This window comes from Shewanella olleyana, assembly GCF_023283825.1.
GTDB lineage: Bacteria > Pseudomonadota > Gammaproteobacteria > Enterobacterales > Shewanellaceae > Shewanella > Shewanella olleyana.
Window position 1 is genome coordinate 342,684 of sequence record NZ_JAKILD010000001.1, and the last position, 24,980, is coordinate 367,663.

Consider the following 24,980-nt stretch of genomic DNA (forward strand, 5'->3'; position numbering starts at 1 on the left):
ATAAATAAGGCGCCATCATGGCGCCTTTTGAAATCAAGTTATTTAAAACTTTTTAGCAATTTAAGCATTTTTAACTTGATCTTCGAAGCTTGAACCAACTTTACCCGCTTGTGAGTCATTGAAGATCTCTTCGTTGAACTCGCCTTCTGATTTAGCAATGACTACTGTCGCAACAGAATCACCAGTAACGTTAACTGCTGTACGTATCATATCTAATAGACGGTCAACACCGATAATTAGGGCAATACCTTCAACAGGTAGACCAACTTGGTTAAGTACCATCGCCAGCATGATTAAACCAACACCAGGAACACCAGCAGTACCGATAGAAGCTAACGTTGCAGTTACGACAACCAAGGCATAATCCATCAGACTTAATTCAATACCAAATACTTGCGCAATAAATACTGTTGCTACACCTTGCATAATAGCTGTGCCATCCATATTGATGGTTGCACCTAGAGGCAGAGTAAATGAAGCAACTTTATTATCAGCACCTAAACGGTGTTCACAGGTTTCGATAGTTACTGGTAATGTTGCATTCGAACTTGCAGTACTGAAGGCAAACAACTGAACATCACGCATTTTACGTAAAAACATGAATGGGTTTAGGCCCGTAAATGTTTTCAATAGGGTTGGGTATACAACTAATGCCTGCACAAGTAATACAAAAATCACTAAGAAGAAGTATTGAATAACACTGCCTAAAGTTTCTAACCCAAGGGTTAGACTTAACTTTGCCATTAACGCAAATACACCATACGGCGCTAGTTGCATGACTAAAGTAACTACTCTCATGATGACTTCGTTTAAGTCATTGAACAGTCGTGATACACGAGCACCGCGCTCACCAATATGAGAAATAGCAAAACCAAAGATGACAGCAAAGATAATAATTTGCAGCATGTTACCTTGGCTCATGGCTTCAATTGGGTTCGTTGGAACAATGTTAATCACGACTTCTGAAAGACTTGGTGCATCTTTGGTGCTGAACTCCATTGCTGAAGTGGCAAGAGAGGCGTTTCCAGGATGGACGATAAGAGCTAATGTGATTGCAACGGTAAGGGCGATTGCCGTTGTGAACATATAAAAGGCGATGGTTTTGCCGCCTAGTCGACCTAATTTAGAAGGGTCACTTAGTGAACTAGTACCACAAACGAGCGATACAAAAACAAGTGGTACAACTAACATTTTTAAACTTGAAATAAAGATGGTACCGACAACATGTAAAATGCCTTCGGTAATATAATCTTTGACGAACAGGCTTTCGGGAAATACATTTCTTAAAATTAAACCGAGAAGAATACCAGCACCCATGCCGATGAGGATTTTGCTTGTTAAACCAAGCTTACTATTTTTATTCAAAACTACTTCCTTCCAATCTCAATCATCGATTGTTGATGATTTTTATTTTTTATCTTTAAAGCCTAGCAGGAAAATAAATCTTATGAAACGGCATAAAAGTTAAAGTTTTTAAGGAAAAATGCCGAATAAAACAGTAGAGTAACGAAAAGGTTACCAGATTTTTGTGTAATATAACGTTATAAGTAACTATTATAAATCTTAAGTACGATTTTAATGTAACAGGGAGACTGACAATGAGGTCAGCACAAAGACTATTTTTAGCGCTTTTAAGTTCAATTTTTCTTTTTGCTTGTAGTGGTGGGGGAAGCATTACTGATGACGGCAGTGGGGGAACCGATCCCACTGAAATTTTTACAGTTGAACTGACATCTTCAGTAGCATCTGGTGAAAGTGTTGATGCAACCACAGGTGCACTTTTAACTGCGACTATTACTAGCTCAATTAACGGCGCTGTATCTGGTGAATTAGTTAGCTTCGAATTAAATAATGCTGCGCTAGGTTCTTTTGATATATCAACAGCAACAGCAGTAACGAACTCTGAAGGCGTAGCGACAATTAACTTGTTTTCTGCTGAAATTGCTGGTTCAGGTTCTGTAACAGCAAGTATTGAATCTGGTGAAACTGATACCTTGGCATTTACTATGTTGGGTGATGGTGGTGAAGCTGGTGGCGGAGCACAAGTTAGTCTCAAGCTATTTGATGCTACAGGGGCAGAAGTAAAAACAATTAGTACACTTGTTCCAGGAGTATTGGTTGCAACGGTCACAGGTATTAGTAAGCCAACTATTGTGACATTTAGTTCAGAAATTGGTGATTTACCGATTACTTCTGCTGTGACAAACGATGAAAACCAAGCTTCCGTAGATATTTATGCGGGCAGCTCTTTAGGCGCAGGTCTAGTTACCGCATCACTTTCGACTGGTGAAAAAGGTGAAGCGATTGTTGTTGTTGGTGCAACTAATGTTGTGATGGGAAGCGGTTCTCCTTTTACTGAGGGGGATGCTGAAGTGAGCACCACTGATTTATCAGCAGGCGGTACGGCGACAGTTACTGTTTTGATTCAAGATGAAGAAGGTAATCCTTTCACACAACCTATTGATGTGAATTTTTCATCTACTTGTGCGACAAAAAGCCCTGCGCAGGCAGAATTAAGTTCTCCAGTTTCATCTTCTAATGGTGTAGCAACATCGACTTATCTCGCTGCAGGTTGTGTGGGGGAAGATCAAATTAATGTTACGGCTAATGCTGGTGGCATAAGTTTATCAGCCGTTGCGACTATTAATGTTTTACAATCTGATATTGGCAGTATTGTATTCGTATCAGCTGAACCAGAAAATATTGGTATTTTAGGTACTGGTGGTATTGAATCGTCAGTGGTGAAGTTTCAAGTGCTCGATAAAAATAGCAATGTTGTTGCGAATCAAGCTGTAGATTTCTCATTAAATACAGTTGTAGGTGGAATTTCAATTAATCCTGAGACAGCTACAACCAATAATGAAGGTATTGTTCAAACAGTAGTGACCACAGGTACCGTTGCAACATCAGTTAGGGTGACAGGTACCATTCAAGGCTCATCTCCGGTTATTTCAAGCCAGTCAAGTCAATTAGTCGTTTCGACTGGTATACCTGATCAAGACAGTTTTTCATTATCTTCAACTATTTTGAATGCTGAAGGCTGGAATGAAGAAGGAACAGAAGTTGAAGTCACTGCCCGTATGGCTGATGCCTTTAATAACCCGGTGCCAGATGGAACTACTGTTAATTTCACCACTGAAGGTGGCTCTATTGAAGATGCATGTCAAACAATTAATGGTGCATGTTCAGTTACCTGGACTTCTCAGTTACCACGCCCAGAAGGTAAAAGTTTTTATAATGCTTTAGGTGAGCAAATTTTAAGCCCAGTTCAAAACCTAAAATGTTATAAACTTTCTGATAAAACAGAAGATCTTACTTGTGAAGCTGACAACATTGTTTACGGTAACTTTTACGGGCAACCGTACGGTGGTCGTGCAACTATCACCGCAACAGCTATTGGTGAAGAATCTTTCCCTGATTTAAATGGTAACGGACGCTTTGACGCTGATGAAATGAATGAGTTCTTGACAGGCACGGACGTAACTGGTGAGAAATTCGATTTAAATGATGCCTTTAACGATTACAACGAAGATTCCATTTTTAATCCTCAAGCTGATGACGCTTTAAAAGGTCTTGACGGTGGCTCTTTAGAGGAACTAATTGATTTCAATGTAAATACTGTTTTTGATAAAGCTGATGGTTTATATAACGGAGTACTATGTTCAGACCCTGTTCACGCTGGCTGTGCAGATGGGGTGAGTGATGAAAAATCACTTTTCATTAGACGTAGTATCGTAATCGTTATGTCTGGTAGTACAGCAGTAGCTTCCTTACCTGAAGAGATTCAGATTGTTGATGAAGTTATAGGTGAAGATGAAGATGGGAATTCTATTGTAGAACCTAGAGTGCATGATGCAAATACTCCCATTCAAATTATCGGTAAAGGCTCTGCAAGTATTGCGTTCACCTTGTCAGATCTACACAATCAACAGTTACCTGCTGGAACTATTGTCACCTTTGCGGCCTCAGCTGGCTCTGTCACAAGTACTTCAAGCATTACATGGCCAAGCTCTAACCATAATGGTGGTCGCAATTTTGCGGTTTCACTAAAAGGTGAAGATGAGCCAAACTCTGGAGTGTTTTCTGTAACAACAGAGACACCAGGAGGTACACTGACTGAAGTCTTAGCGATTGGTATTAATATTTTATAGTTAGCTATCTAACTAAGTACTTACAAAAAATGCCGCTCATTGAGCGGCATTTTTTTATGTTTATTAAAAGCAGTAAATTACTTCTGGAATTGATAAACACTGCCCAGTTTTAATATCTGAGTGAGCTCATCTAACGCTGTTCGAGACTCGATAATTAGTTGTGGGTCTGCTAAGTCTTTAACTTCAAGGCTGTCACGATAGTGCTTATCTACCCACACATTTAATCGATTAAACAATGCATCATTCATTAGCGTGTTTTGATTCACTGCTGAAATTTCTAATTCACTCATTGCCACACGTAAACGAAGACAAGCTGGGCCGCCGCCATTTTGCATGCTTTGTTTCACATCATAGTATTGAACTTGTTTAATTGGCGTACCTAACGTGACTAATTCATTGAGGTAAGCAAATACTGCTGGGTTTTCTTGACAGTTTGTCGGAGCAATAATTGCCATCTCACCATTTGGTAATGTGATGATTTGGGTATTAAATAAGTAGCTCTTAACAGCATCATTAATTGATACCTGATCTGTTGCTACTTTAATAAAGTGAACATCGGTATTCATTTTACGGCGAATTTCTTCGAATTTAGCTTCAGTATTTAGAAATGCCTGTTCATGGTAAAACAATACATTTTGGTTACCCACTGAAATAACGTCATTATGAAATACCCCTTGATCAATAACATTTGGGTTTTGTTGCATAAACACGCTGCTTTCTTCATCAAGTTGATGTAAGCGAGCAACCGCTTGTGAAGCTTCTAATGTTTGTCTCGCAGGAAATTTCGTTGGTTTCACAGCATTAGGGTTGGTTGCTTCTTGTCCATAGACAAATAATTCCACGCCTGAATGGCCGTAGTCGTTACAAAGGCGAGTATGGTTAGCTGCACCTTCATCCCCAAAACTTGCATGCTCAGGTAAATGTAGATGATGTTTAAAAAATCGTTCGTCTTTAAAAGTGCCTTTTAAGATATTGCCGGTTGTTAGTGGTTCGATACTACGGTGAAGCTTATCGACCAAGTTTGCGGGGGTAAAATGAACTTTACCATCTCGTGTATCAGCACTGGGAGAAACGGTAGCAGCATTTGCCGTCCACATTGAAGACGCGCTGCAACATGCATTCAATAATGCAGGTGCGTGCTTAGCGGCTTGATTTAACACTTCAGCATCAGAACCAGCAAACCCCATACGACGAAGAGAATATAAATCAGGACGTTCTTGAGGTGCTAAAACCCCCTGAATCATGCCTAAATCTGCTAAGGCTTTTGCTTTTTTCAATCCTTGCTTAGCTGCAGACTTTGGATTTGAAGCTTGCGCAGCGTTACTATATGAGGCTACATTACCAAAAGATAAACCTGCATAATTGTGGGTTGGTCCGACAAGTCCATCAAAGTTCGCTTCGAAGTGCTTCATTTATTATCCTTAAAATGTATTTGTTATTGTTATGAAATGAGTTCATTTGCTGCTAGGTAGTGCAAGATTACAGCCAGTATACTGATGAAATAGGCCTTAACAAGCGGTGACTTTGGTCGCAAAAATTGAAAAAGTGACTAAACATGCACAAGTTTTACTTGCTAGACCATAAATAATGAAATATTACTTTTAATTAACGCAATATTATTTTTTCTCATTTTTTATAATTGATTAAAAAATGGCTCGCTGGAAACATAATAGAGGTATTTACTTGAAACATTCGTCTCAACACTCTATATATGGAACCAATTTAATCTATCAGAGACTTTTTGGCGCAAATTAATCTATGGGTAAATCGCTAGTTATTGTCGAATCGCCGGCCAAAGCCAAGACTATTAATAAATACCTTGGTAAAGAATTCATCGTTAAATCGAGTGTAGGTCATATCCGTGATTTGCCTACATCATCATCGCCTGACAGCAAGGTTGCGACTAAAACACCTGCTGAAGTCAGGAAAATGGCTCCTGAAGAGAAAGCTAAATATAAGCTGCAACGCGATAAACGTGCGTTAGTGGCTCGCATGGGTATTAATCCTGAAAAAGGCTGGGCAGCCAAATATCAAATATTGCCTGGCAAAGAAAAAGTCGTTAAAGAATTAAAAGCACTTGCTGAAAAAGCTGACCACATCTATCTCGCAACCGATTTGGATAGAGAGGGAGAGGCAATTGCTTGGCATTTACAAGAGATCATTGGTGGTGACGAATCTCGTTATCAACGTGTTGTCTTTAACGAAATTACTAAATCAGCAATTCAAGATGCATTTAGTGAACCTTCTATACTTGATACCAACATGGTTAATGCACAACAAGCGCGTCGATTCTTAGACCGTGTTGTTGGTTTCATGGTGTCGCCGCTACTTTGGAAGAAAGTGGCAAGGGGCCTATCTGCTGGTCGAGTGCAGTCTGTCGCAGTTCGCTTAGTCGTTGAACGTGAAGGTGAGATTAAAGCATTTGTACCGGAAGAGTTTTGGGATGTGCATGCTGACTTAGCAACTTCACAGCAGCAAAAGCTTAAAATGCAGGTGGCTAAATTTCAATCGGCTGCATTTAACCCAATTAATGAAGCTCAAGCGCAAGTTGCATTAGATGCGTTAAAAGATGCCAAGTTTGTTGTCACCGGTCGTGATGACAAAGCAACGTCAAGTAAACCTTCTGCACCTTATATTACGTCGACGTTGCAACAAGCAGCGAGTACCCGTCTTGGTTTTGGTGTTAAAAAGACCATGATGATGGCGCAACGTTTGTATGAAGCGGGTCATATTACTTATATGCGTACCGATTCTACAAACTTAAGTAAAGAAGCCGTCGAAGGCGTGCGTGACATGATTGGTTCAGAGTACGGTAAGAAGTATTTACCTGAACAACCATTACGTTATGGTAGCAAAGAAGGTGCTCAAGAGGCGCATGAAGCTATCAGACCGTCAAACGTCATTGTACAGTCAGCATCTCTAACAGATATGGAAAGAGACGCTCAGCGTCTTTATGAGTTGATTTGGCGCCAATTTGTTGCTTGTCAGATGATGCCTGCCAAATATGATGCAACTCGTCTTACTGTCACTGCGGGTGATTACGAATTAAAAGCCAGTGGTCGCACATTACGTTTTGATGGTTGGACTAAAGTTCAGCCACCAATGGGTAAGAAGAATGATGAAGACAACACATTACCACCTTTAGATAAAGGTGACGTGTTAGACCTTAATGAGTTATTACCTAAACAGCATTTCACCAAACCGCCTGCGCGATTTAGTGAAGCATCTCTGGTAAAAGAGCTTGAGAAACGAGGCATTGGCCGTCCATCTACATATGCAACGATTATTTCTACGATTCAAGATCGTGGTTATGTCAAAGTTGAGAATCGTCGATTCTTTGCTGAAAAAATGGGTGAGATTGTCAGTGACCGTCTAGTTGAAAGTTTCAGTGACATTATGAACTTTGACTTCACTGCTAGCATGGAGCAAACGCTCGATGATGTAGCACAAGGTAAGTTAGAGTGGAAAACCGTTCTTGATGGCTTCTATGCAGATTTAACTGAGCAACTTAAACATGCTGAATTAGATCCTGAAGAAGGCGGTATGCGTCTTAATGAGATGGTACTCGCTGAAGATATCAAATGTCCTACTTGTGGTCGCCCAATGGGGATCAGAACAGGGACAACTGGGGTATTCTTAGGTTGTTCTGGTTATGCATTGCCACCAAAAGAGCGTTGTAAAACCACGATGAACCTAACCCCTGGTGAAGAAGCGGTTAGTGATAATGAAGATGCAGAAACAGATGCGCTTCGAGCTAAACATCGTTGTGGAATTTGTGGCACAGCAATGGACAGTTACTTAATCGATGAAGGCCGTAAATTACATGTGTGTGGTAACAACCCAACATGTGAAGGTTATGAAATTGAAGCTGGCCAATTTAAGATTAAAGGCTATGAAGGACCAATCATTGAGTGTGATAAATGCGGCAATGATATGGAACTTAAAAATGGCCGCTTTGGTAAATACTTTGGCTGTACTAACACTGAGTGTAAGAACACCCGTAAACTGCTTAAGAGTGGTGAAGCGGCGCCGCCAAAAGAAGATCCAATCTTCTTGCCTGATTTAAAATGTACTAAATCAGATGCGCACTTTGTATTACGTGATGGCGCAGCAGGTATTTTCCTTGCAGCAAGTACTTTCCCTAAGTCTCGTGAAACCCGCGCGCCTTTAGTAGAGGAATTGGTTCATTACCGTGACCAATTATGGCCTAAATATCAGTTCTTAGCTGATGCGCCTGTAACTGATGATGATGGTAACAAAGCCGCTGTTAAATTTAGCCGTAAAACTAAGGAGCAATACGTTGCAACTGAAGTTGATGGTAAAGCAACGGGTTGGTCTTCTAAGTTTATCGGTGGCAAATGGGTAAGCGAGTCAACTAAGAAAAAACCAGCTAAGAAAGCGGCGAAGAAAAAGGCCTCTTAAACAAATCTAGCTTTGAAAAATGGGACCAATTGGTCCCATTTTTATTGGCTGATTTTTACTAAATTCCAATTTTGATACAGTCATATAAATAGTGTCATTTAAATATAGTCTCTTAAAACTGTCACTTAGCTATTTCGAACATAGTCTAGTTGTCGAGTATTACAACTTTAAGAGAGATTATTACCCAAGTTGCTATTTCAAGACTAGTGAGCCAACAGCGGCTGATGAGAGAGCAATTTGATATCACTCTATTAAGTCGCTTTTGATTAAATAGACGGCCTAAATCCGATTAGCCGCATTTTGTTTGTGCCAAAAAAAAGCCTCTTACGAGGCTTTATTTCTGTGGTCTGAATATCAAACCTAAACTAACAATATCTTTTGCTGTTACCATTTCTTTTTAGGTTGGAATAGCATATCGATATCATCTTCTTCATTCTTAGGCGTTTTAACAATTTCAGGGTTCATCTGTTTTTGCTGAGAATTAATCTCTTCTAATAACTCTTTCGCTTCTTCAACCTTTCGACTAATGAATGGGTCGTTTGGTGTTTTGGCCTTAATCGCTTGTAAAGTCGCTAACGCTTTTGACACCATTTGCTTAGAAGAGCCGAATTGTTTGAGTGAGTTAGCTGCGCGTGAACGGGAAAGCATCGACTCTACGTTAATTCGTAGTTGATAACTATCAATACGATTCTCAGCCTCACCAAACACCTGAGGGTCGAGTTTGCCTTTGTTGTTTTCAGCTCTAACAATGGCTTTTAGCTTCTTTAGCATTTGGACTAATTCTAAAATTTGCTTGTCATTGTCTGGTAAGCGAAAGTTTTCAATCGCTAAAGCTTGTGAAGGGCTAGTGCTTAAGGTCGTTATTTGCGCTTGTATATCGGCCAGTCGACGTTGATAGTCTGCTTGTTGCGGTTGATTCTCTAAATGAGCAAGTGATAACTCAAGTGCTTCATTAATTCGCTTATATAGCACCAAAATTACACTGCTAGGAAATGAAGCCAAGCCTGTATTTGATAAAACATTTTCGGTTTCATTAATAATGGCTCTATGGCGTTTTAATTCCATTCTTCGCTCTGCTTCAGCACGTTCTTTTTGTTGCTGAATAACACTAATACCAATGATCAGAATAAAAAGTGCACCTAGCAGTATCAATACCAAGGTAAAGGTCATATGGTTTCCGTTCAATAATTAACAGCTGAGTGGTTTAATACCACTTTTATTAAATTTGTGATTATATCTTAGCTCAAGACACGACGAGTGTCGTATAAAAAGTCATTCAATTAGTTAAGAATTATTATAAGTTTCGACTCAGTCTGCAAGATTACCATTAGAGGCTAATAACATGCAAAATTCTCAATCTCGTTATTACTATTTGCATTAATAATTTAGATGGTCTATAACATTTAGCTATAACGAATCTTTCATAAACTATTTTATTGTGTATTTTTAATATACACGTTTACTTATATCGAAAGCTTTTTGTAAAAAACTGATGAACATCTGGCACAACGTAAAGGTCGTAACATGAAATTACAGCAACTAAGATATATTGCAGAAGTGGTAAAACACAATTTGAATGTCTCAGCAACAGCCGAAGACCTTTACACATCGCAGCCAGGGATCAGTAAGCAAGTTAGAATGCTTGAAGATGAACTGGGCATTCAAATATTTGGCCGAAGTGGTAAGCATTTAACCCATGTGACACCAGCAGGGCAATTGGTCATTGATATTTCTAACGATATTTTAGGCAAAGTTGAAAGTATTAAAAAAGTATCTGAAGAATATACTCAGCCAAATCAAGGTGAGCTAAACATTGCTACCACTGACACCCAAGCTCGTTACGCATTGCCACAAGTCATTAAGCCTTTTATTAAACGCTACCCAAAAGTGAACTTGCACATGCATCAAGGAACGCCTTCGCAAATTAGTGAGCAGGCGGCTCGAGGTGATGCAGATTTTGCTATCGCGACAGAAGCAATGCACCTTTATTCTGATTTAATCATGTTGCCTTGTTACCACTGGAATCGCTCAATTGTTGTGACTCGCGATCATCCGTTAGCCAACCGTAAAACCCTGACGATCGAAGATTTAGCGGAATTCCCGTTAGTAACTTATGTATTTGGCTTCGATAAAGCATCTGAAATTGAAAAGTCATTCAAGAAGGCTGAGCTAGAGCCAAGAGTGGTATTCAGTGCAACCAGTGCAGATGTGTTGAAAACATATGTAAGACTAGGACTTGGTGTTGGAGTCATTGCTTCCATGGCGATTGATCCAGTCATAGATAAAGATTTAGTGGCAATTGATGCAAGACATTTATTTGCTCACAGTACTACAAAGATTGGCTTTAGACGTGGCAGCTTTTTACGCAGTTACATGTATGACTTTATGTATAACTTTGCGCCTCACTTAACCCGTGATGTTGTTGAGAAGGCAGTTGCACTGCGTGACCAACAATTAATTGATGAAATGTTTGCTGGAATGGATTTGCCTGTTCGTTAATTTAATAGCACAGGTAAGTGCCAGAATATTCTGATTAAAACAAAAAATCTCGCCTAGGCGAGATTTTTTTATAGCTAATGACAGTAAAAGCTCTTAATCAGGCGCATAGCCATGAATGCCAATTAATTGGTCATCCAAATAGGCTTTGTTATCTACCATGTTAAGTCTTTTTAAGCTGAACCATTTTACCACTAACGGGTATATAGCATGCTCTTGTTCATGAACGCGGCTAGATAAGGTTTCAACTGTGTCATCTTCATAAACGGGTACTTTAGCCTGTAGAATAACAGGGCCAGCATCGAGTTCAGGAATAACAAAGTGCACACTGGCGCCATGTTCACTATCTTTTGCGTCTAACGCTCTCTGATGGGTATGTAATCCAGCATATTTAGGCAATAAAGAAGGGTGAATATTGATCATTTTCCCCATATATTGACTAACAAATTCATCAGACAAGATACGCATAAAGCCAGCAAGCACTATTAAGTCAGGTTGATACTGTTCAATGGCTTGTTGTAAGCGTATGTCATACTGCTGACGGCTTTCATCCTTACGAGCGATAACGCAGCTGGTATTGATTTCAGCATGATGTGCACGGACAAGTCCATATGCATCAGGCTTATTGCTGATGACCCCAACGACTTCGGCGCTAAGGTTATCATCACAACCATCAATAATGGCTTGTAAGTTACTACCGTTCCCTGAAATAAGAACAAGAACGCGACAGCATTCAGACATCTAGTTAATCTCCACTTGCTCTTCGTCACCTTGACGATTTGCAATTTCACCGATCAACCAAGCATTTTCGCCTTCAGCTTTCAGTAATTCTAACGCAGTTTCAACTTTTTCAGCAGGAAGCGCAATGATCATACCTACGCCACAGTTAAAGGTACGGTACATTTCAAATTGTTCAATGTTGCCGTTTTCCATTAACCAGTCAAAAACGACAGGCCACTGCCAAGAGTCACCTTTAACGACAGCTTTGCAATCATCTGGTAATACGCGTGGGATATTTTCCCAGAACCCGCCGCCAGTGATGTGCGCCATTGCATGAACTTCAGTTTGCTCAAGCAATTTTAGTAATGGCTTAACGTAAATTTTTGTTGGCTCTAATAAATGTTCGATTAGTGGCTTACCAGCAAGATCTTGTTGTGGATCTGCTTTGCTTACTTCTAATACTTTACGCACTAACGAGTAACCGTTTGAGTGAGGGCCAGTAGAACCTAAGGCAATCAGTGCATCACCAGATTTAACTTTAGTCCCGTCGATAATGGCTTCTTTTTCAGCAACACCAACACAGAAACCTGCTAAATCGTAGTCTTCACCTTCATACATACCAGGCATTTCAGCAGTTTCACCACCGATTAAAGCACAACCTGATTGATGACAACCTTCAGCAATACCATTAACTACTGATGTTGCAGTTTCAACATCTAACTTGCCTGTAGCGTAGTAATCTAGGAAGAATAAAGGTTCTGCACCAGACACGATTAAGTCATTGACACACATAGCAACTAAATCAACACCAACAGTGTCATGCTTTTTGTAATCAATGGCTAAACGTAACTTGGTTCCAACACCGTCAGTACCAGAAACCAATACAGGGTGTTTGTATTTAGTTGGCAATTCGCAAAGAGCGCCAAAACCACCTAGGTTGCCCATTACTTCAGGACGGTGAGTGCGTTTTACCGCAGATTTAATGTTATTGACTAATGCATTACCAGCATCGATATCAACGCCAGCGTCTTTATAGCTAAGTGGTGTAGGAGTGCTCACGGAGGATCCTCTAAGGTACATCGTTTTATGGGATTTTATGCGGCGCTATTCTATCAGCTTGTGATAGGCGTCGAAAGTCATGTTTCAGGTTTATCCGATTATGAAAACAGTTTTCTGTAATGGTTTTAGCTGTTTAGCGTGAGATTGGCTGCAATTATGAAACTTTATGTTTTATAAAGAGAATAAATAAACTAGAATTTGAACAATTTGCGAAAAATATCTCATCATTAGGAGTGCAAAAATGAAAGTTGTTGAAGTAAAACACCCGTTAATTCGTCATAAAGTAGGGTTGATGCGTGAGGCTGAGATCAGTACTAAGCGTTTCCGTGAGCTAGCAACAGAAGTAGGTAGCCTATTGACGTACGAAGCAACTGCAGACTTTGAAACAGAAACTGTCACTATTAATGGCTGGAATGGCCCAGTTGAGATTGAACAGATTAAAGGTAAAAAGGTTACAGTAGTGCCAATCCTACGTGCAGGCCTTGGAATGATGGATGGCGTACTTGAGCATATGCCAAGTGCTAAAATCTCTGTTGTCGGTATTTACCGCGATGAAGAAACATTAGAGCCTGTGCCTTATTTCGATAAGTTAGTAAGCAATGTAGATGAGCGTGTCGCAATTGTCGTCGACCCAATGCTTGCAACTGGCGGTTCAATGATTGCGACTATCGATTTATTGAAAAAGCGTGGCTGCGTATCAATTAAAGCACTAGTGCTAGTTGCTGCGCCAGAAGGGATTAAAGCGTTAGAAGAAGCGCATCCTGATATCGAATTATTCACTGCATCTATTGATGACTGCTTAAATGAGCAAGGTTATATTTTACCTGGTTTAGGTGATGCAGGTGATAAGATTTTCGGCACTAAATAATGTAGTTAGCTGAGAAACTAAAAAAGGAGCCAATGGCTCCTTTTTTATTGGGTAATTTTTTATACAAACAAAAACTACAACACCATCGCAGCTATCCAGCCAAAACCGATAAGTGGAATATTGTAGTGAATGAAGGTTGGAATAACGCTGTCACGGATATGATCGTGCTGCCCATCAGCATTCAGGCCGGCGGTAGGCCCCAAAGTTGAATCTGATGCAGGAGAGCCTGCATCACCCAATGCGGCAGCTGTGCCTACAAGTGCAATAGTTGCAGCCACAGAGAAACCAAAGGTTAATGCTAACGGTACATAAATAGTAGCGATAATGGGAATGGTCGAGAAAGAAGAACCAATTCCCATTGTAATCAATAAACCAACGATTAGCATAAGTAACGCGGCCAAAGCTTTATTGTCACCAATAATATCGCCTAAAGAGGTCACAAGCGTGCCGACTTCGCCCGTTGATTTAACTACCGCTGCAAAGCCTGCGGCGGCAATCATGATGAAGCCGATATTTGCCATCATTAATACACCTTGGTTAAACATATCTTGTCTAACATCAGGTTTAATAATGCCTGAGAAGCGGAAGATGATGAAACCAGTTAGGGCACCAAAAATCATTGAATCAGTTTGCAGTTGTACAACCAATGTTGCCACGATGGCCACAAGAGAAATAACAATGGTCTTTTTATTGATACCAACAGCTTCTTGTTCAACTTCAATATCTTTTGCTTCATATATGCGTGGCTTACGGTAGGTAATAAATACGGCGGTTAATAAACCGGTAATCATACCCAGTGCAGGTAGAAGCATGGCTGTTGGAATTTGCTCTTTAACCGCTTCAAGGCCATTGTTGTTCAAGTTAGCCAGTAAGATATCATTTAAGAAAATACCACCAAACCCAATAGGTAAAATCATATAGGTCGTTACAAGACCAAAAGTGATAATACAAGCCACAAGGCGTCGATCAATTTGCAGTTTGCTTAACACATGCAGTAATGGCGGAATCAAAATGGGAATAAACGCAATATGGATTGGCAAAATGTTTTGCGAACTTATTGCCATCAATAAAATGGATACAAGTAATAACCAACGCACAACTAATGTGTTTGTACTATTTGGCTCTTTACCCACTTTTTTTATAATGTTGTGGGAAATTAGCGTTGTTAAACCTGAATGAGATAACGCAGCTGCAAAGGCGCCCAATAAGGCGTAACTCAAAGCAATTTGTGCTCCACCGCCAAGACCGTCGTTAAAGGCGGCGATAGTTTGATGAATATCTAAACCTCCTACTAGACCCGCAACAAGTGCGCTTACAGTTAGCGCAATGACAACATTTACACGCATGAGACTCAATGCAAGCATTAAGGTGACAGCAATTACGACCGCATTCATATTAATTTTTTCTTATTAAGTTTTGTTATTAGATAGACATAGTGAACTCATTCTTGTCTGTATCAAACCTCATGTCCAGTTTATCTCTATTCAGTTTACAGAAAGTGTTTGCATGTAAGGAAGGTTTTTCATTGATGTAACAAGGCCTGTTACGATGTTGAATTTAATCTTGCGAGTTAGCTGCGTGTAAGGTTGGGGCATTTTTTCAGCAGGTGAAACATATTTCACTTTAAAAGACTTATTTATTTAATCAATTAGGGGTAAGGTATATCGCAATTATCCTAATTAGATATTTTTCAGACAAAAGCATTTGTGTGAGCTATCTCGCATAATGATTTCGTTTGGGTATAATGCTACTCAGATTAACAGGCATTGTTTTAAAGTTTTTTTCAATCCATAGATGGAGATATAAAATGAGCGTATTAGTAGGCCGTCCGGCCCCAGATTTTACTGCCGCAGCGGTTCTTGGTACTGGTGAAATCGTTGATAGTTTCAATCTATCTACCGCGATTAAAGGTAAATCAGCAGTTGTTTTCTTTTACCCACTTGATTTCACTTTCGTGTGTCCTTCAGAGTTGATCGCTTTTGATCACCGTATTGAAGAATTCACTAAACGTGGTGTTGAAGTTATTGGTGTTTCTATCGATTCTCAGTTCTCACATCACGCTTGGAGAAATACTGCTGTAGATAAAGGCGGTATCGGCGAAGTTAACTACACTCTAGTAGCTGACGTTAAGCACGAAATCTGTAAAGCATACGATGTTGAGCATCCAGAAGCTGGTGTTGCTTTCCGTGCCTCTTTCTTGATCGACAAAGAAGGTCAAGTTCGTCATCAAGTAGTTAACGACCTACCATTAGGCCGTAACGTTGATGAAATGCTACGTATGATCGATGCATTACAATTCCACGAAGAGCACGGTGAAGTTTGTCCTGCTGGTTGGGAAAAAGGCGACAAAGGTATGACTGCAACAACTGAAGGTGTTGCTTCTTACTTAAAAGACAATTCTGACAAGCTTTAATTGCTTTTGTTAGAGATTAAAAAAGCTGCCTAGGCAGCTTTTTTTGTGTCTTGAATAATGCTAATTAACTCGCAGGCTCATCCTTTACACTTTCAATAGCATTGTCATTAGTATCAACTTCATCTGCTTCTTCACTCACCATTGGCCAACCGCCTAACGTTTTCCACTTATTGACGATATAACAAAATAATTCAGCGGTTCGTTCGGTGTCGTATAAAGCTGAGTGTGCTTCTTTATTGTCAAAGTCGATGCCTGCCATTTTACAAGCTTTTGCCAGTACAGTGTGACCAATCGCTAAGCCAGCTAACGTCGCGGTATCGAATGTGGCAAAAGGGTGGAATGGTGAACGTTTTAAATCGTTACGTTCAATAGCTTTATTAACAAAGCCGATATCGAAAGCGGCATTGTGAGCGACGATGATACAACGATGGCAATCTGCAGCTTTTTGCGCTTTTTTGACATTCTTGAAGATTTCTAAAAAGGCCTGCTTTTCATCTACTGCACCACGTAATGGATTCGTTGGATCTATGCCATTAAATGCCAATGCTTCGGGTTCAAGGTTTGACCCTTCGAATGGCTCAATATGAAAGTGCTGAGTTTTGTCTAATTCGATAAAACCATCGTCATTCATTTTAAGGGTCGTGACCGCTATTTCTAGCAACGCATCAGTGGCGGCATTAAAACCTGCAGTTTCGACATCGATAACAACAGGAAAGTAACCTCTAAAGCGGTGTTTGAATTTGTTTGCGTCGCAGATATCGCTCATTAAAAACCTCATTCTCTAATATGTCGGCTATTATGCAAAAACTGCGGCTCAGTGTCATGTTTGATTGTGTGATTTCTCTGCTAAAGAATAATAAAACATTGCCGATATAGAATTGTGACCAATAAACAGGGTGTTTTTATGTGGCGTAAAGTAATTCTACTGTCGAGCTTAAGTTTTGTATTTCCTGCGCAAGCAGATCTACAGCACTATGTTGCGTCTTTAGATGATTCAATGTGGCGTATTAGTCAAAACAGCCCGATTGAATGTCGCCTAGAGCATGATATTCCTGATTATGGTAAAGCCATTTTTACCAGCAGAGCAGGTAAAGACCTCAATCTTAATTTCACGCTTGATATGTGGAATAAGCCTGATCAGGTCACCAATGCTGAACTTATCAGTAAAGCCCCTCAATGGCGCCCTGGTGTTAATGAGAAAGCCATCACTAAACTTAAATACCAAAAGCAGTTTAATGGTGAAGTCCCTAAGCAGGCCGCTTGGTCAATGTTGTCAGAACTTAGTAAAGGTATGCAACCAACGTTTTATTATGCTGATTGGTATAACAAGTCAGATAAAGTTGCTGTAGGTTTATCTGCTGCAAACTTTGGTGGGCAGTATCGACAATTCCGTTCTTGTTTATCCACCTTATTACCTTATGGATTCGATGATATCGCTTTCACAGTGTTAAATTATGAAGAAGGTGGCACTAATTTAACGCGTTTTTCTAAGCAGCAATTGAATCGTGTACAAGAATATCTATCCTATGACTCTGATGTAGAGTTAATTTTTGTTGATGCCTACACAGATAGCTACGGTGGTCGTTCTATTAACCAGCGTGTATCAGAGCGTCGTGCTGACTCAGTGGCTGACTTATTAGTGGCAAGTGGTATTGAAGAAAGTCGAATTCATAAAACTGGACATGGTGAAAGACGCCATGTGGCATCGAATAATCTTATTGAAGAAAGAGCCCGCAACCGTCGCGTAGTGATTAAGATTTCAAAAAGTATCTAGTTTCTGAAATCCAAATTTGATAAATGGTGTAACGACTCTAATGGTTTAGCTAAACACGCTAAGCCATTTTTTGTGCCTGTTATAAAATATTGTATAAAGACAGCCTGTATCGTGATTGATAGCTCAGTCATTTAGGCACTAGATTATTAAATCGGCCCAAATTAAAGACAAAAAAAAGCCCGCTTAAAGTAAGCGGGCCAAACAATTTGTATTCACAAATTCAAGGAAGGAAGTCAAGCATAAGAACCAGGGATAAGATGAGGTATTGGGGTACATCATCTTGGAGTTCTTGGTTTTCAATAACTAAGTTAGCTATGTCCTGAAAACAAGATACATATTAGAGATTTTGCTCTAGATTGACAAACTAGAAAAATTTCAGTTTCACATTAGTAAAACTAATCTTATGTTTTGAAGTTATTTTCATTATAATCACACTTAAGTGATTAAAATGGAATAAAACATACTTTATAAGCATACCAAGTGAATATTTAGTCGTAATAGAGCATTTTCTCAATGATATACAATTGTTAAATATCGGCTAACTTAGAATAAATATCAAAGTATTTGAAATAATTTAATGCTTTGTAAGTCTATGATATCGGGTTATTTAGCCAGTGGGTGACGTAGGTCACCTTTTATTTATCTATGATTAGCTTAAACACGATAACCCTAAGAACAGTTGATGAATATTAAACATGCTGACAAAGCATTATTGTTCATTATCTGCTCATGCTTTACGATATTAACCGTATTTAAGTACTTAAATTGCAAATGATAGTAAGTGGCTTCTAAATTATTTAAATCCGTGCAAGCAATAAATTATCTTATCCAAATCTATTGGTAATACTAAAGTTCAGGGTAGATAGAGGGTATATTGATAGTCGCGCTTTATTTTTAGCCTCTTCTTAAGCAGAACGGATTTAGGTATTAATAGCTTTAATCGCGCTAGTGAAAGTTTTTAATAGACTGAAAACGAAACTCAGTTTAAGACACAGTTTGGTTTTTGACTTTTATAACGAAGAGTAAGAGGTGCATACCAGTATTTGTGTTAATTGCTTTAGGCGTTAAAAAGACATATATAAGTATACTGTTTAGATTAGGTAAACAGAGTAAATGATCTTAAAGCTGAATAAATTTTTGTAGGTTGATATTTATACGTTTATAAATCTGAGTAGTCACCGCAAGTCGTTAATAGAATGTAAATTTATCAAGGGTTAACATTAAAGTTTCTTCATTTCTAACGCTTATCTCTGCAAAAGCCGATTATTAATGGCAAATTAAGTGTTCGGCCTTAAAATAAAGCCTCCTTTACTCAGTCCTTTTGTTCACAAGCGTCAAGGTACTCGGTATAGTAAGCCATCTTTTATTACGCAAAATTCACAATCGCTAATTATGTTTACATGGCCTATTTCGATTTATTATGAAGACACCGATGCCGGTGGAGTGGTTTATCATTCTAACTATTTGAACTTCTTTGAACGTGCTCGAACTGAATGGTTAAAATCCATGGGTATAGTTCAAAGCGTGCTGCTCGCAGAAGATATTGCTTTTGTTGTAAAGCATGCCGAATTAGATTATCGCATTGCAGCACGATTTGAACAGAACTTGATTGTTGAATCGCAGGTCATAGAATTGAAAAAAGCGTCATTGATCTTTAAGCAGCGTTTGCTTGACGACAATGGCGACTGTTATTGTGAAGGCACCATCGTTGTCGCTTGTATAGCGTTATCACGTATGCGACCAAGAGCTATCCCATTAAATATTGTGCAGGAGTTTAATCGTGCAAGCTGAAATTTCTTTTATTGGTCTTTTTTTAGAGGCAAGTGTTCTCGTTAAGTTAGTAATGCTAACTTTATTATGCCTATCAATCGCCTCATGGGCTGTGATTATTCAGCGCCGAAAGTTACTGAATAGTGCTCGCGCCAAATCGATAAAGTTTGAAGATACCTTTTGGTCTGGTGTCGATCTCAATAAATTATATAAAGAATTATCAGCACGTACTGAAGGTGTTTCAGGTTTAGAAGCTCTATTTGTCGCAGGCTTTAAAGAATATTCACGCTTAAGCCAAGCAAACAGTAAATCTCCTGAAGCGGTAATGGATGGCACAACCCGTGCGATGCGAGTGAGTTTGTCTCGCGAAGTTGAGCGTCTAGAAACACATCTTCCTTTATTGGCGACCATTGGTTCAACAAGTCCATATATTGGTTTGTTTGGAACCGTATGGGGCATCATGAACTCATTTATTGCACTTGGTGCGGTTGAAAACGCCACTTTAACCATGGTTGCTCCTGGTATTGCCGAAGCCTTGATTGCTACAGCAATGGGCCTATTTGCCGCGATTCCAGCTGTTATTGGTTACAACCGTTTCTCAACTCAAGTAGAAAAAATTGAAATGGCACACGTTAACTTTATGGAAGAGTTCTCTAACATATTGCAACGCCAAGCCTACAGCGAGAAGGAAGTGGGGTAATGTATCAACGCAAGCGCCGTCGTCCGGTCGCCGAAATTAATGTAGTACCTTATATTGATGTGATGTTGGTGCTGTTAATTATCTTTATGGTAACAGCACCGATTGTTTCTCAAGGGGTCAAAGTTGAATTACCTCAAGGTGAAGCTGAACCGTTACCCGCTGAAAGCAAACCGCCGATTGTTGCATCGATTGATGAGTTTGGTGAGTACTTTCTTAATGTGGGTAGTGGATCAAATGATGATTCCTTGTCACTCGATGAGATTTCGATTCAAGTTGGAGCAATGATTTTGCTTGAACCTGAAAGACCTGTAGTGGTCAAAGCGGATCGACGTATTCCTTATGAAAATGTTATTCAGTTAATGGTCAGTCTTCAAGGTGCGGGTGTACCTGCAGTGGGCTTAATGACTGATTCACCTAAGGAGTAATTTGGTGGCTGCTAAATCTGAATTAACTTTACCCATTACCATTTCTGCTGGCGTGCATGTTGGCGTTATAGTGGTGCTAGCGTTAGGGATTAGCTTTGAAGACAAGCCAAAGCATTTACCTCAAGCACAGCAATCTGAGCCGATAGTGCAAGCTGTAGTGGTGGATCAGCAACGTATTAATGACCATGCTGAGAAACTTAAAAAACAACGTGAAGACTCAGCTCGAATAGAGCGTGAGCGACAAGCTGAGTTAGACAGACAAGCGCGTAAAGCGAAAGAAGAAGTCCGTAAAGAACAAGAGCGTATTAAGCAACTTGAAAATCAACGCAAGTTGAAAGAACAAGAAACGCTGAAAGCGAACAATGCTGCGAAAGCCGCTAAATTAAAAGAAGAGCAAGAGAAAGAAAAAGCCCAAAAAGCCGCAGAATTGCGCAAAAAGCAGGAAGCGGAACGTCAAGCTGCTGAGAAAAAAGCGGCTGAAAAACGTAAAGCAGAAGAAGCTGCAGCGGCTAAAAAACGTGAAGATGAGCGTAAACGTAAAGAAGAAGCTGAAAGAAAACGAAAAGCTGAAGAAGCTGAGCGTGCTCGTCAAGAACGCGAAATGGCTGAAGCAATGGCTGCAGAGCAAGTTGCTTTATCAGCAACACGTAACAAACAAGTGGTGTCAGAAGTTAATAAATATACCGCAATGATTAAATCTACCATTCAACGCAATTTAGTTGTTGATGAATCTATGCGTGGTAAAAGTTGTCGGGTATTAATACGTTTAGCACAAGATGGCTTTGTTACTGCTAGCCAAACGTTAAGTGGTGACCAAGTTGTTTGCCGCGCTGCTAAAGCTGCGATTAATAAAGCTGGGCGTTTGCCTGTTTCATCAGAAGCTGATGTTTATAACAAAATGAAAGAAATTAATTTAACCGTATCACCGGAATTTAATTAAAGGAGTCACATGAAGATTTTGGCAAAATGGTTAACGATATTAGTACTTTTAACCAGTACTTCGGCTAACGCAGCATTAGATATTGTTATTACTGAGGGTGTAGATGCAGCAAGGCCTATTGCTGTAATGCCGTTTGTTTGGAAAGGGACCGATGCAGCGCCGCAGCAAATTAGTGATGTTGTGACGAGTGATTTAGCGAGAAGTGGAACATTCAGCCCTCTTGATGCTAGAAGCTTACCTCAAGCGAATATTAGTACAGTAAAAGAGTTTAACGCGACGGGTTGGGAACAAACTGCTTCTGATGCGCTATTAGTTGGCTCGATTACACCTTATGGTACTAATCAGTATTTAGTTAGCTTTGATCTGATTGATCTTGTAAAAGCACAACTGCAAACGGGTCAAGGACCAACACCTGCAAGCGACTTATTATTAGAAAGTCGCGAAACAGTGATAAGTGAAGCTCAGTTCAGACAGTATGGTCACCGTATAAGTGACATAGTGTATGAAAAACTGACTGGCATTCGTGGCGCATTTTTAAGTCGCGTTGCTTATGTTGTCGTTAAGCAAGGTGAGAAGTCTCCTTATCATTTAATGATTTCTGATTACGATGGCTATAACGAACAAATGCTATTGCGTTCTCCTGAGCCATTGATGTCACCAGCTTGGTCACCAGATGGACGTCGTTTAGCGTATGTCAGTTTTGAGAACCGTAGAGCGGAAATTTTTGTTCAAGATATCTATACTCAAGAACGTGTTAAGGTGAGCTCGCATCAAGGTATTAATGGCGCACCAAGCTTTTCACCAGATGGTAAAAAACTTGCAGTGACCTTATCTAAAGATGGCCAGCCAGAAATTTATATTATTGATATCGCCACTAAAGCATTAAAGCGTGTGACCAATCATTATGCTATCGATACCGAGGCATCTTGGACGCCAGATGGTGAATCATTGATATTCACCTCTGAGCGAGGTGGTAGACCACAAATTTATCAAGTGAAACTGAGTACAGGTAAAATTTCACGAGTAACATTTGAAGGTGAGTGGAACTTAGGTGGAACAATAACGCCTGATGGTCGTAGCATGATTTTTGTTAACCGTACCAATGGCAAATACAATATTGCGAGAATGGATCTTAAAACTCGTTTTATGGAAGTACTCACTTCGACTCAACTTGATGAGTCTCCCAGTATTGCACCGAATGGAACCATGGTTATCTATGGTACTACTTACCGAGGCAAACAAGTGTTAGCAGCGGTATCTATGGATGGACGATTTAAAGCAAGACTACCAGCGGGCCAAGGCGAAGTGAAATCGCCAGCCTGGTCTCCATTTTTATAAAATTAATTAAGGATTACCCATGAATCTGAATAAGTTGTTTAAAGCTATGTTAGTTGTTGTACCTGTAATGGCATTAGGTGCATGTAGCACAACTTCAGAATCTGAAACTGATGCAAGTGGTTCAACAAGTGGTTCTACTACCACAACTACTGGCGGTGAATATGGTTCTGGCGGTGTTGAAACTGGTGGCGCTGCGCCAATCTTAACGCCAGAAGAACAGCAACGTGTTGAACAAGAAGAATTACGTGCACAAAACATCATTTATTTTGACTTTGACCGAAGTGAAGTTCAAAGCGAAAATGCTGCTATTATCCAAGCACATGGTAATTACTTAGTTGAGCATCCAAATGTGCGTGTGCTTATTGAAGGTCACGCAGATGAGCGCGGTACACCAGAGTACAACATTGCATTAGGCGAGCGTCGTGCAAAAGCTATTGCTAAATACCTGCAAGGTATGGGCGTACAAGCTAGCCAAATGAGTGTTGTGAGCTACGGTGAAGAAAAACCATTAGATTTTTCTCGCTCAGAAAGTGGTTTTGCAAAGAACCGTCGTGGTGTTCTAGTTTACTAATAACGTAAAAATTCAACTGACGTATACGGAAGGTCAGTCCTACTGGCCTGTTTAGGAGTTTATTGATGAAACATGCTGTTTTAATGGCTGCAATGTTTGTAGCAGCAGGCGCAACAGCTGCACCTGCGCCGGTACAAGATATTGCTGGTGGTTCAAGTGATGATCGAATTTCGCGTTTAGAGCGTATTATTAAAGCGAAACAACAAAGTGAATTTGAAGCACAACAACGTTTAGATGCTTTACAACGTGAAGTACTCGATTTACGTGGCATTACTGAACAGCAAGATTATCAAATTAGTCAAATGCTTCAGCGTCAACGTCAGCTTTATGAAGAAATCGCCAACTTATCTGCCAGTGCAGCTTCTACAACGGTGACAGTGGCTGATTCAAGTGCAAACTCTGCGAGTCAATCAACTTTAGGCGAAACAGCGAGCTATGAACAAGCTGTTAATCTCGTGCTTAAAGAAAGAAAGTACGATGAAGCTATTCCAGCGTTCAGTGAATTTATTAAGCAATATCCTGATTCCACTTATGCTGCTAATGCAAATTACTGGCTTGGGCAGTTATTATTTAATAAAGGTACCTTTCCAGAAGCTAAGCAAGCTTTTGATACTGTGGTGAGTAAATACCCTAACTCTAACAAGCGTGGTGATAGTTTAGTCAAGCTAGGCATGATTGCTGAGAAAGAGGGTGATAGTGCCACTGCAAAGACTTTCTATAACCGTGTATTAAAAGAATATGCGAATAGTGCCTCTGCTCGATTAGCACAGCAACATCTGTCGGCTTTATAAGCCTAATTTAACTAAAAAACAGCCTCTTAGTTTATTTTTAGTGCAAACGGCAAAAAAACCATAAATTGCGCTTGCATGAGAAGATGAAAAAGGTATTATAGGCGCCCTCAGAACGGAGCGACGTTCTGGGGTCATTAAACAGGTTAGATTAACTTATTTTGATGACAGATTGATTGAACTCTATTTATAGTCTTCACTTAATCTAATTAGTAAAGATGGGTCGTTAGCTCAGTTGGTAGAGCAGTTGGCTTTTAACCAATTGGTCGAAGGTTCGAATCCTTCACGACCCACCACTTTTCTGAAAGTGAGATTGCCAGTTAGGCTTTGATTCAGACGTAATGCATCATTACGAAAAACTAGATGGGCTGTTAGCTCAGTTGGTAGAGCAGTTGGCTTTTAACCAATTGGTCGAAGGTTCGAATCCTTCACAGCCCACCACTTTTCTGAAAGTGAGATTGCCAGTTAGGCTTTGATTCAGACGTAATGCATCATTACGAAAAACTAGATGGGCTGTTAGCTCAGTTGGTAGAGCAGTTGGCTTT

General features: G+C 39.9%; 20 protein-coding genes and 2 tRNA genes. 15 read left to right on the plus strand and 7 right to left on the minus strand.

Annotation, left to right across the window (positions count from 1 at the left end; translation table 11 throughout):
• Window positions 1-60: 60 nt before the first annotated feature.
• Window positions 61-1,365 (minus strand): dicarboxylate/amino acid:cation symporter, encoded by a 1,305-nt coding sequence (locus L2735_RS01445; protein WP_283104503.1) that lies wholly within the window; start codon window positions 1,363-1,365, stop codon window positions 61-63.
• Window positions 1,366-1,598: 233 nt separating this feature from the next.
• Between L2735_RS01445 and L2735_RS01450 the strand changes: the two genes are divergently transcribed.
• Window positions 1,599-4,151 (plus strand): Ig-like domain-containing protein, encoded by a 2,553-nt coding sequence (locus L2735_RS01450; RefSeq protein WP_248983010.1) that lies wholly within the window; start codon window positions 1,599-1,601, stop codon window positions 4,149-4,151.
• A gap of 77 nt (window positions 4,152-4,228) precedes the next feature.
• Here L2735_RS01450 and astB read toward each other — a convergent pair whose 3' ends face one another.
• Window positions 4,229-5,563 (minus strand): N-succinylarginine dihydrolase, encoded by a 1,335-nt coding sequence (astB, locus tag L2735_RS01455; protein ID WP_248983011.1) that lies wholly within the window; start codon window positions 5,561-5,563, stop codon window positions 4,229-4,231.
• A 346-nt stretch (window positions 5,564-5,909) separates the two neighbouring features.
• Here astB and topA point away from each other — a divergent pair, with 346 nt between their 5' ends.
• On the plus strand, window positions 5,910-8,573 hold the full coding sequence (gene topA / locus L2735_RS01460; protein ID WP_248983012.1) for a type I DNA topoisomerase: 2,664 nt from the start codon (window positions 5,910-5,912) through the stop codon (window positions 8,571-8,573).
• A gap of 384 nt (window positions 8,574-8,957) precedes the next feature.
• Here topA and L2735_RS01465 read toward each other — a convergent pair whose 3' ends face one another.
• Complete coding sequence (locus L2735_RS01465) at window positions 8,958-9,743, minus strand: hypothetical protein (RefSeq protein ID WP_248983013.1); 786 nt, start codon at window positions 9,741-9,743, stop codon at window positions 8,958-8,960.
• A gap of 354 nt (window positions 9,744-10,097) precedes the next feature.
• Here L2735_RS01465 and cysB point away from each other — a divergent pair, with 354 nt between their 5' ends.
• Window positions 10,098-11,072 (plus strand): HTH-type transcriptional regulator CysB, encoded by a 975-nt coding sequence (cysB, locus tag L2735_RS01470; RefSeq protein ID WP_102528355.1) that lies wholly within the window; start codon window positions 10,098-10,100, stop codon window positions 11,070-11,072.
• Between the two features lie 93 nt (window positions 11,073-11,165).
• On the opposite strand, the gene purN is transcribed toward cysB, so the two are convergent.
• On the minus strand, window positions 11,166-11,810 hold the full coding sequence (gene purN, locus L2735_RS01475; protein WP_248983014.1) for a phosphoribosylglycinamide formyltransferase: 645 nt from the start codon (window positions 11,808-11,810) through the stop codon (window positions 11,166-11,168).
• Window positions 11,811-12,848, minus strand: a complete 1,038-nt coding sequence (gene purM, locus L2735_RS01480) for a phosphoribosylformylglycinamidine cyclo-ligase (RefSeq protein WP_248983015.1) — start codon at window positions 12,846-12,848, stop codon at window positions 11,811-11,813.
• A 241-nt stretch (window positions 12,849-13,089) separates the two neighbouring features.
• Here purM and upp point away from each other — a divergent pair, with 241 nt between their 5' ends.
• Complete coding sequence (gene upp / locus L2735_RS01485; protein ID WP_153913723.1) at window positions 13,090-13,716, plus strand: uracil phosphoribosyltransferase; 627 nt, start codon at window positions 13,090-13,092, stop codon at window positions 13,714-13,716.
• A 74-nt stretch (window positions 13,717-13,790) separates the two neighbouring features.
• Here the strand turns inward: upp and L2735_RS01490 are convergent, their stop codons facing one another.
• A complete protein-coding gene (locus L2735_RS01490) occupies window positions 13,791-15,110 on the minus strand; it encodes a Na+/H+ antiporter family protein (protein WP_248983016.1) in 1,320 nt (439 codons plus the stop codon).
• Window positions 15,111-15,523: 413 nt separating this feature from the next.
• Here L2735_RS01490 and L2735_RS01495 point away from each other — a divergent pair, with 413 nt between their 5' ends.
• Window positions 15,524-16,129 carry a peroxiredoxin gene (locus L2735_RS01495; protein ID WP_102528360.1) on the plus strand — a complete coding sequence of 202 codons (606 nt, stop codon included), beginning with the start codon at window positions 15,524-15,526 and terminating at the stop codon, window positions 16,127-16,129.
• A gap of 64 nt (window positions 16,130-16,193) precedes the next feature.
• On the opposite strand, the gene rnt is transcribed toward L2735_RS01495, so the two are convergent.
• The gene (gene rnt / locus L2735_RS01500; RefSeq protein ID WP_248983017.1) at window positions 16,194-16,895 is read right to left on the minus strand and encodes a ribonuclease T; all 702 of its coding nucleotides are present in this window, start codon (window positions 16,893-16,895) and stop codon (window positions 16,194-16,196) included.
• Between the two features lie 138 nt (window positions 16,896-17,033).
• Here rnt and L2735_RS01505 point away from each other — a divergent pair, with 138 nt between their 5' ends.
• The 10 genes from L2735_RS01505 (at window position 17,034) to L2735_RS01550 (ending at window position 24,876) form a co-directional block, all read left to right on the plus strand.
• A complete protein-coding gene (locus L2735_RS01505; protein ID WP_248983018.1) occupies window positions 17,034-17,903 on the plus strand; it encodes a flagellar protein MotY in 870 nt (289 codons plus the stop codon).
• A gap of 1,389 nt (window positions 17,904-19,292) precedes the next feature.
• Window positions 19,293-19,694, plus strand: a complete 402-nt coding sequence (ybgC, locus tag L2735_RS01510) for a tol-pal system-associated acyl-CoA thioesterase (protein ID WP_248983035.1) — start codon at window positions 19,293-19,295, stop codon at window positions 19,692-19,694.
• Window positions 19,684-20,373 carry a protein TolQ gene (gene tolQ / locus L2735_RS01515; RefSeq protein WP_248983019.1) on the plus strand — a complete coding sequence of 230 codons (690 nt, stop codon included), beginning with the start codon at window positions 19,684-19,686 and terminating at the stop codon, window positions 20,371-20,373. The genes ybgC and tolQ overlap by 11 nt, the downstream gene beginning before the upstream one ends.
• Entirely contained in the window at window positions 20,373-20,798 is a 426-nt protein-coding gene (gene tolR, locus L2735_RS01520; protein WP_220755019.1) for a protein TolR, read from the plus strand. The genes tolQ and tolR overlap by 1 nt, the downstream gene beginning before the upstream one ends.
• A gap of 4 nt (window positions 20,799-20,802) precedes the next feature.
• Entirely contained in the window at window positions 20,803-21,738 is a 936-nt protein-coding gene (gene tolA, locus L2735_RS01525) for a cell envelope integrity protein TolA (RefSeq protein ID WP_248983020.1), read from the plus strand.
• Window positions 21,739-21,747: 9 nt separating this feature from the next.
• Complete coding sequence (gene tolB / locus L2735_RS01530; RefSeq protein WP_248983021.1) at window positions 21,748-23,076, plus strand: Tol-Pal system beta propeller repeat protein TolB; 1,329 nt, start codon at window positions 21,748-21,750, stop codon at window positions 23,074-23,076.
• A 19-nt stretch (window positions 23,077-23,095) separates the two neighbouring features.
• The gene (gene pal / locus L2735_RS01535) at window positions 23,096-23,647 is read left to right on the plus strand and encodes a peptidoglycan-associated lipoprotein Pal (RefSeq protein ID WP_153913732.1); all 552 of its coding nucleotides are present in this window, start codon (window positions 23,096-23,098) and stop codon (window positions 23,645-23,647) included.
• A gap of 65 nt (window positions 23,648-23,712) precedes the next feature.
• Complete coding sequence (gene ybgF, locus L2735_RS01540; protein WP_248983022.1) at window positions 23,713-24,438, plus strand: tol-pal system protein YbgF; 726 nt, start codon at window positions 23,713-23,715, stop codon at window positions 24,436-24,438.
• A gap of 217 nt (window positions 24,439-24,655) precedes the next feature.
• A tRNA-Lys gene (locus L2735_RS01545) sits at window positions 24,656-24,731 on the plus strand.
• Between the two features lie 69 nt (window positions 24,732-24,800).
• Window positions 24,801-24,876, plus strand: a tRNA-Lys gene (locus tag L2735_RS01550).
• Window positions 24,877-24,980: the final 104 nt, after the last annotated feature.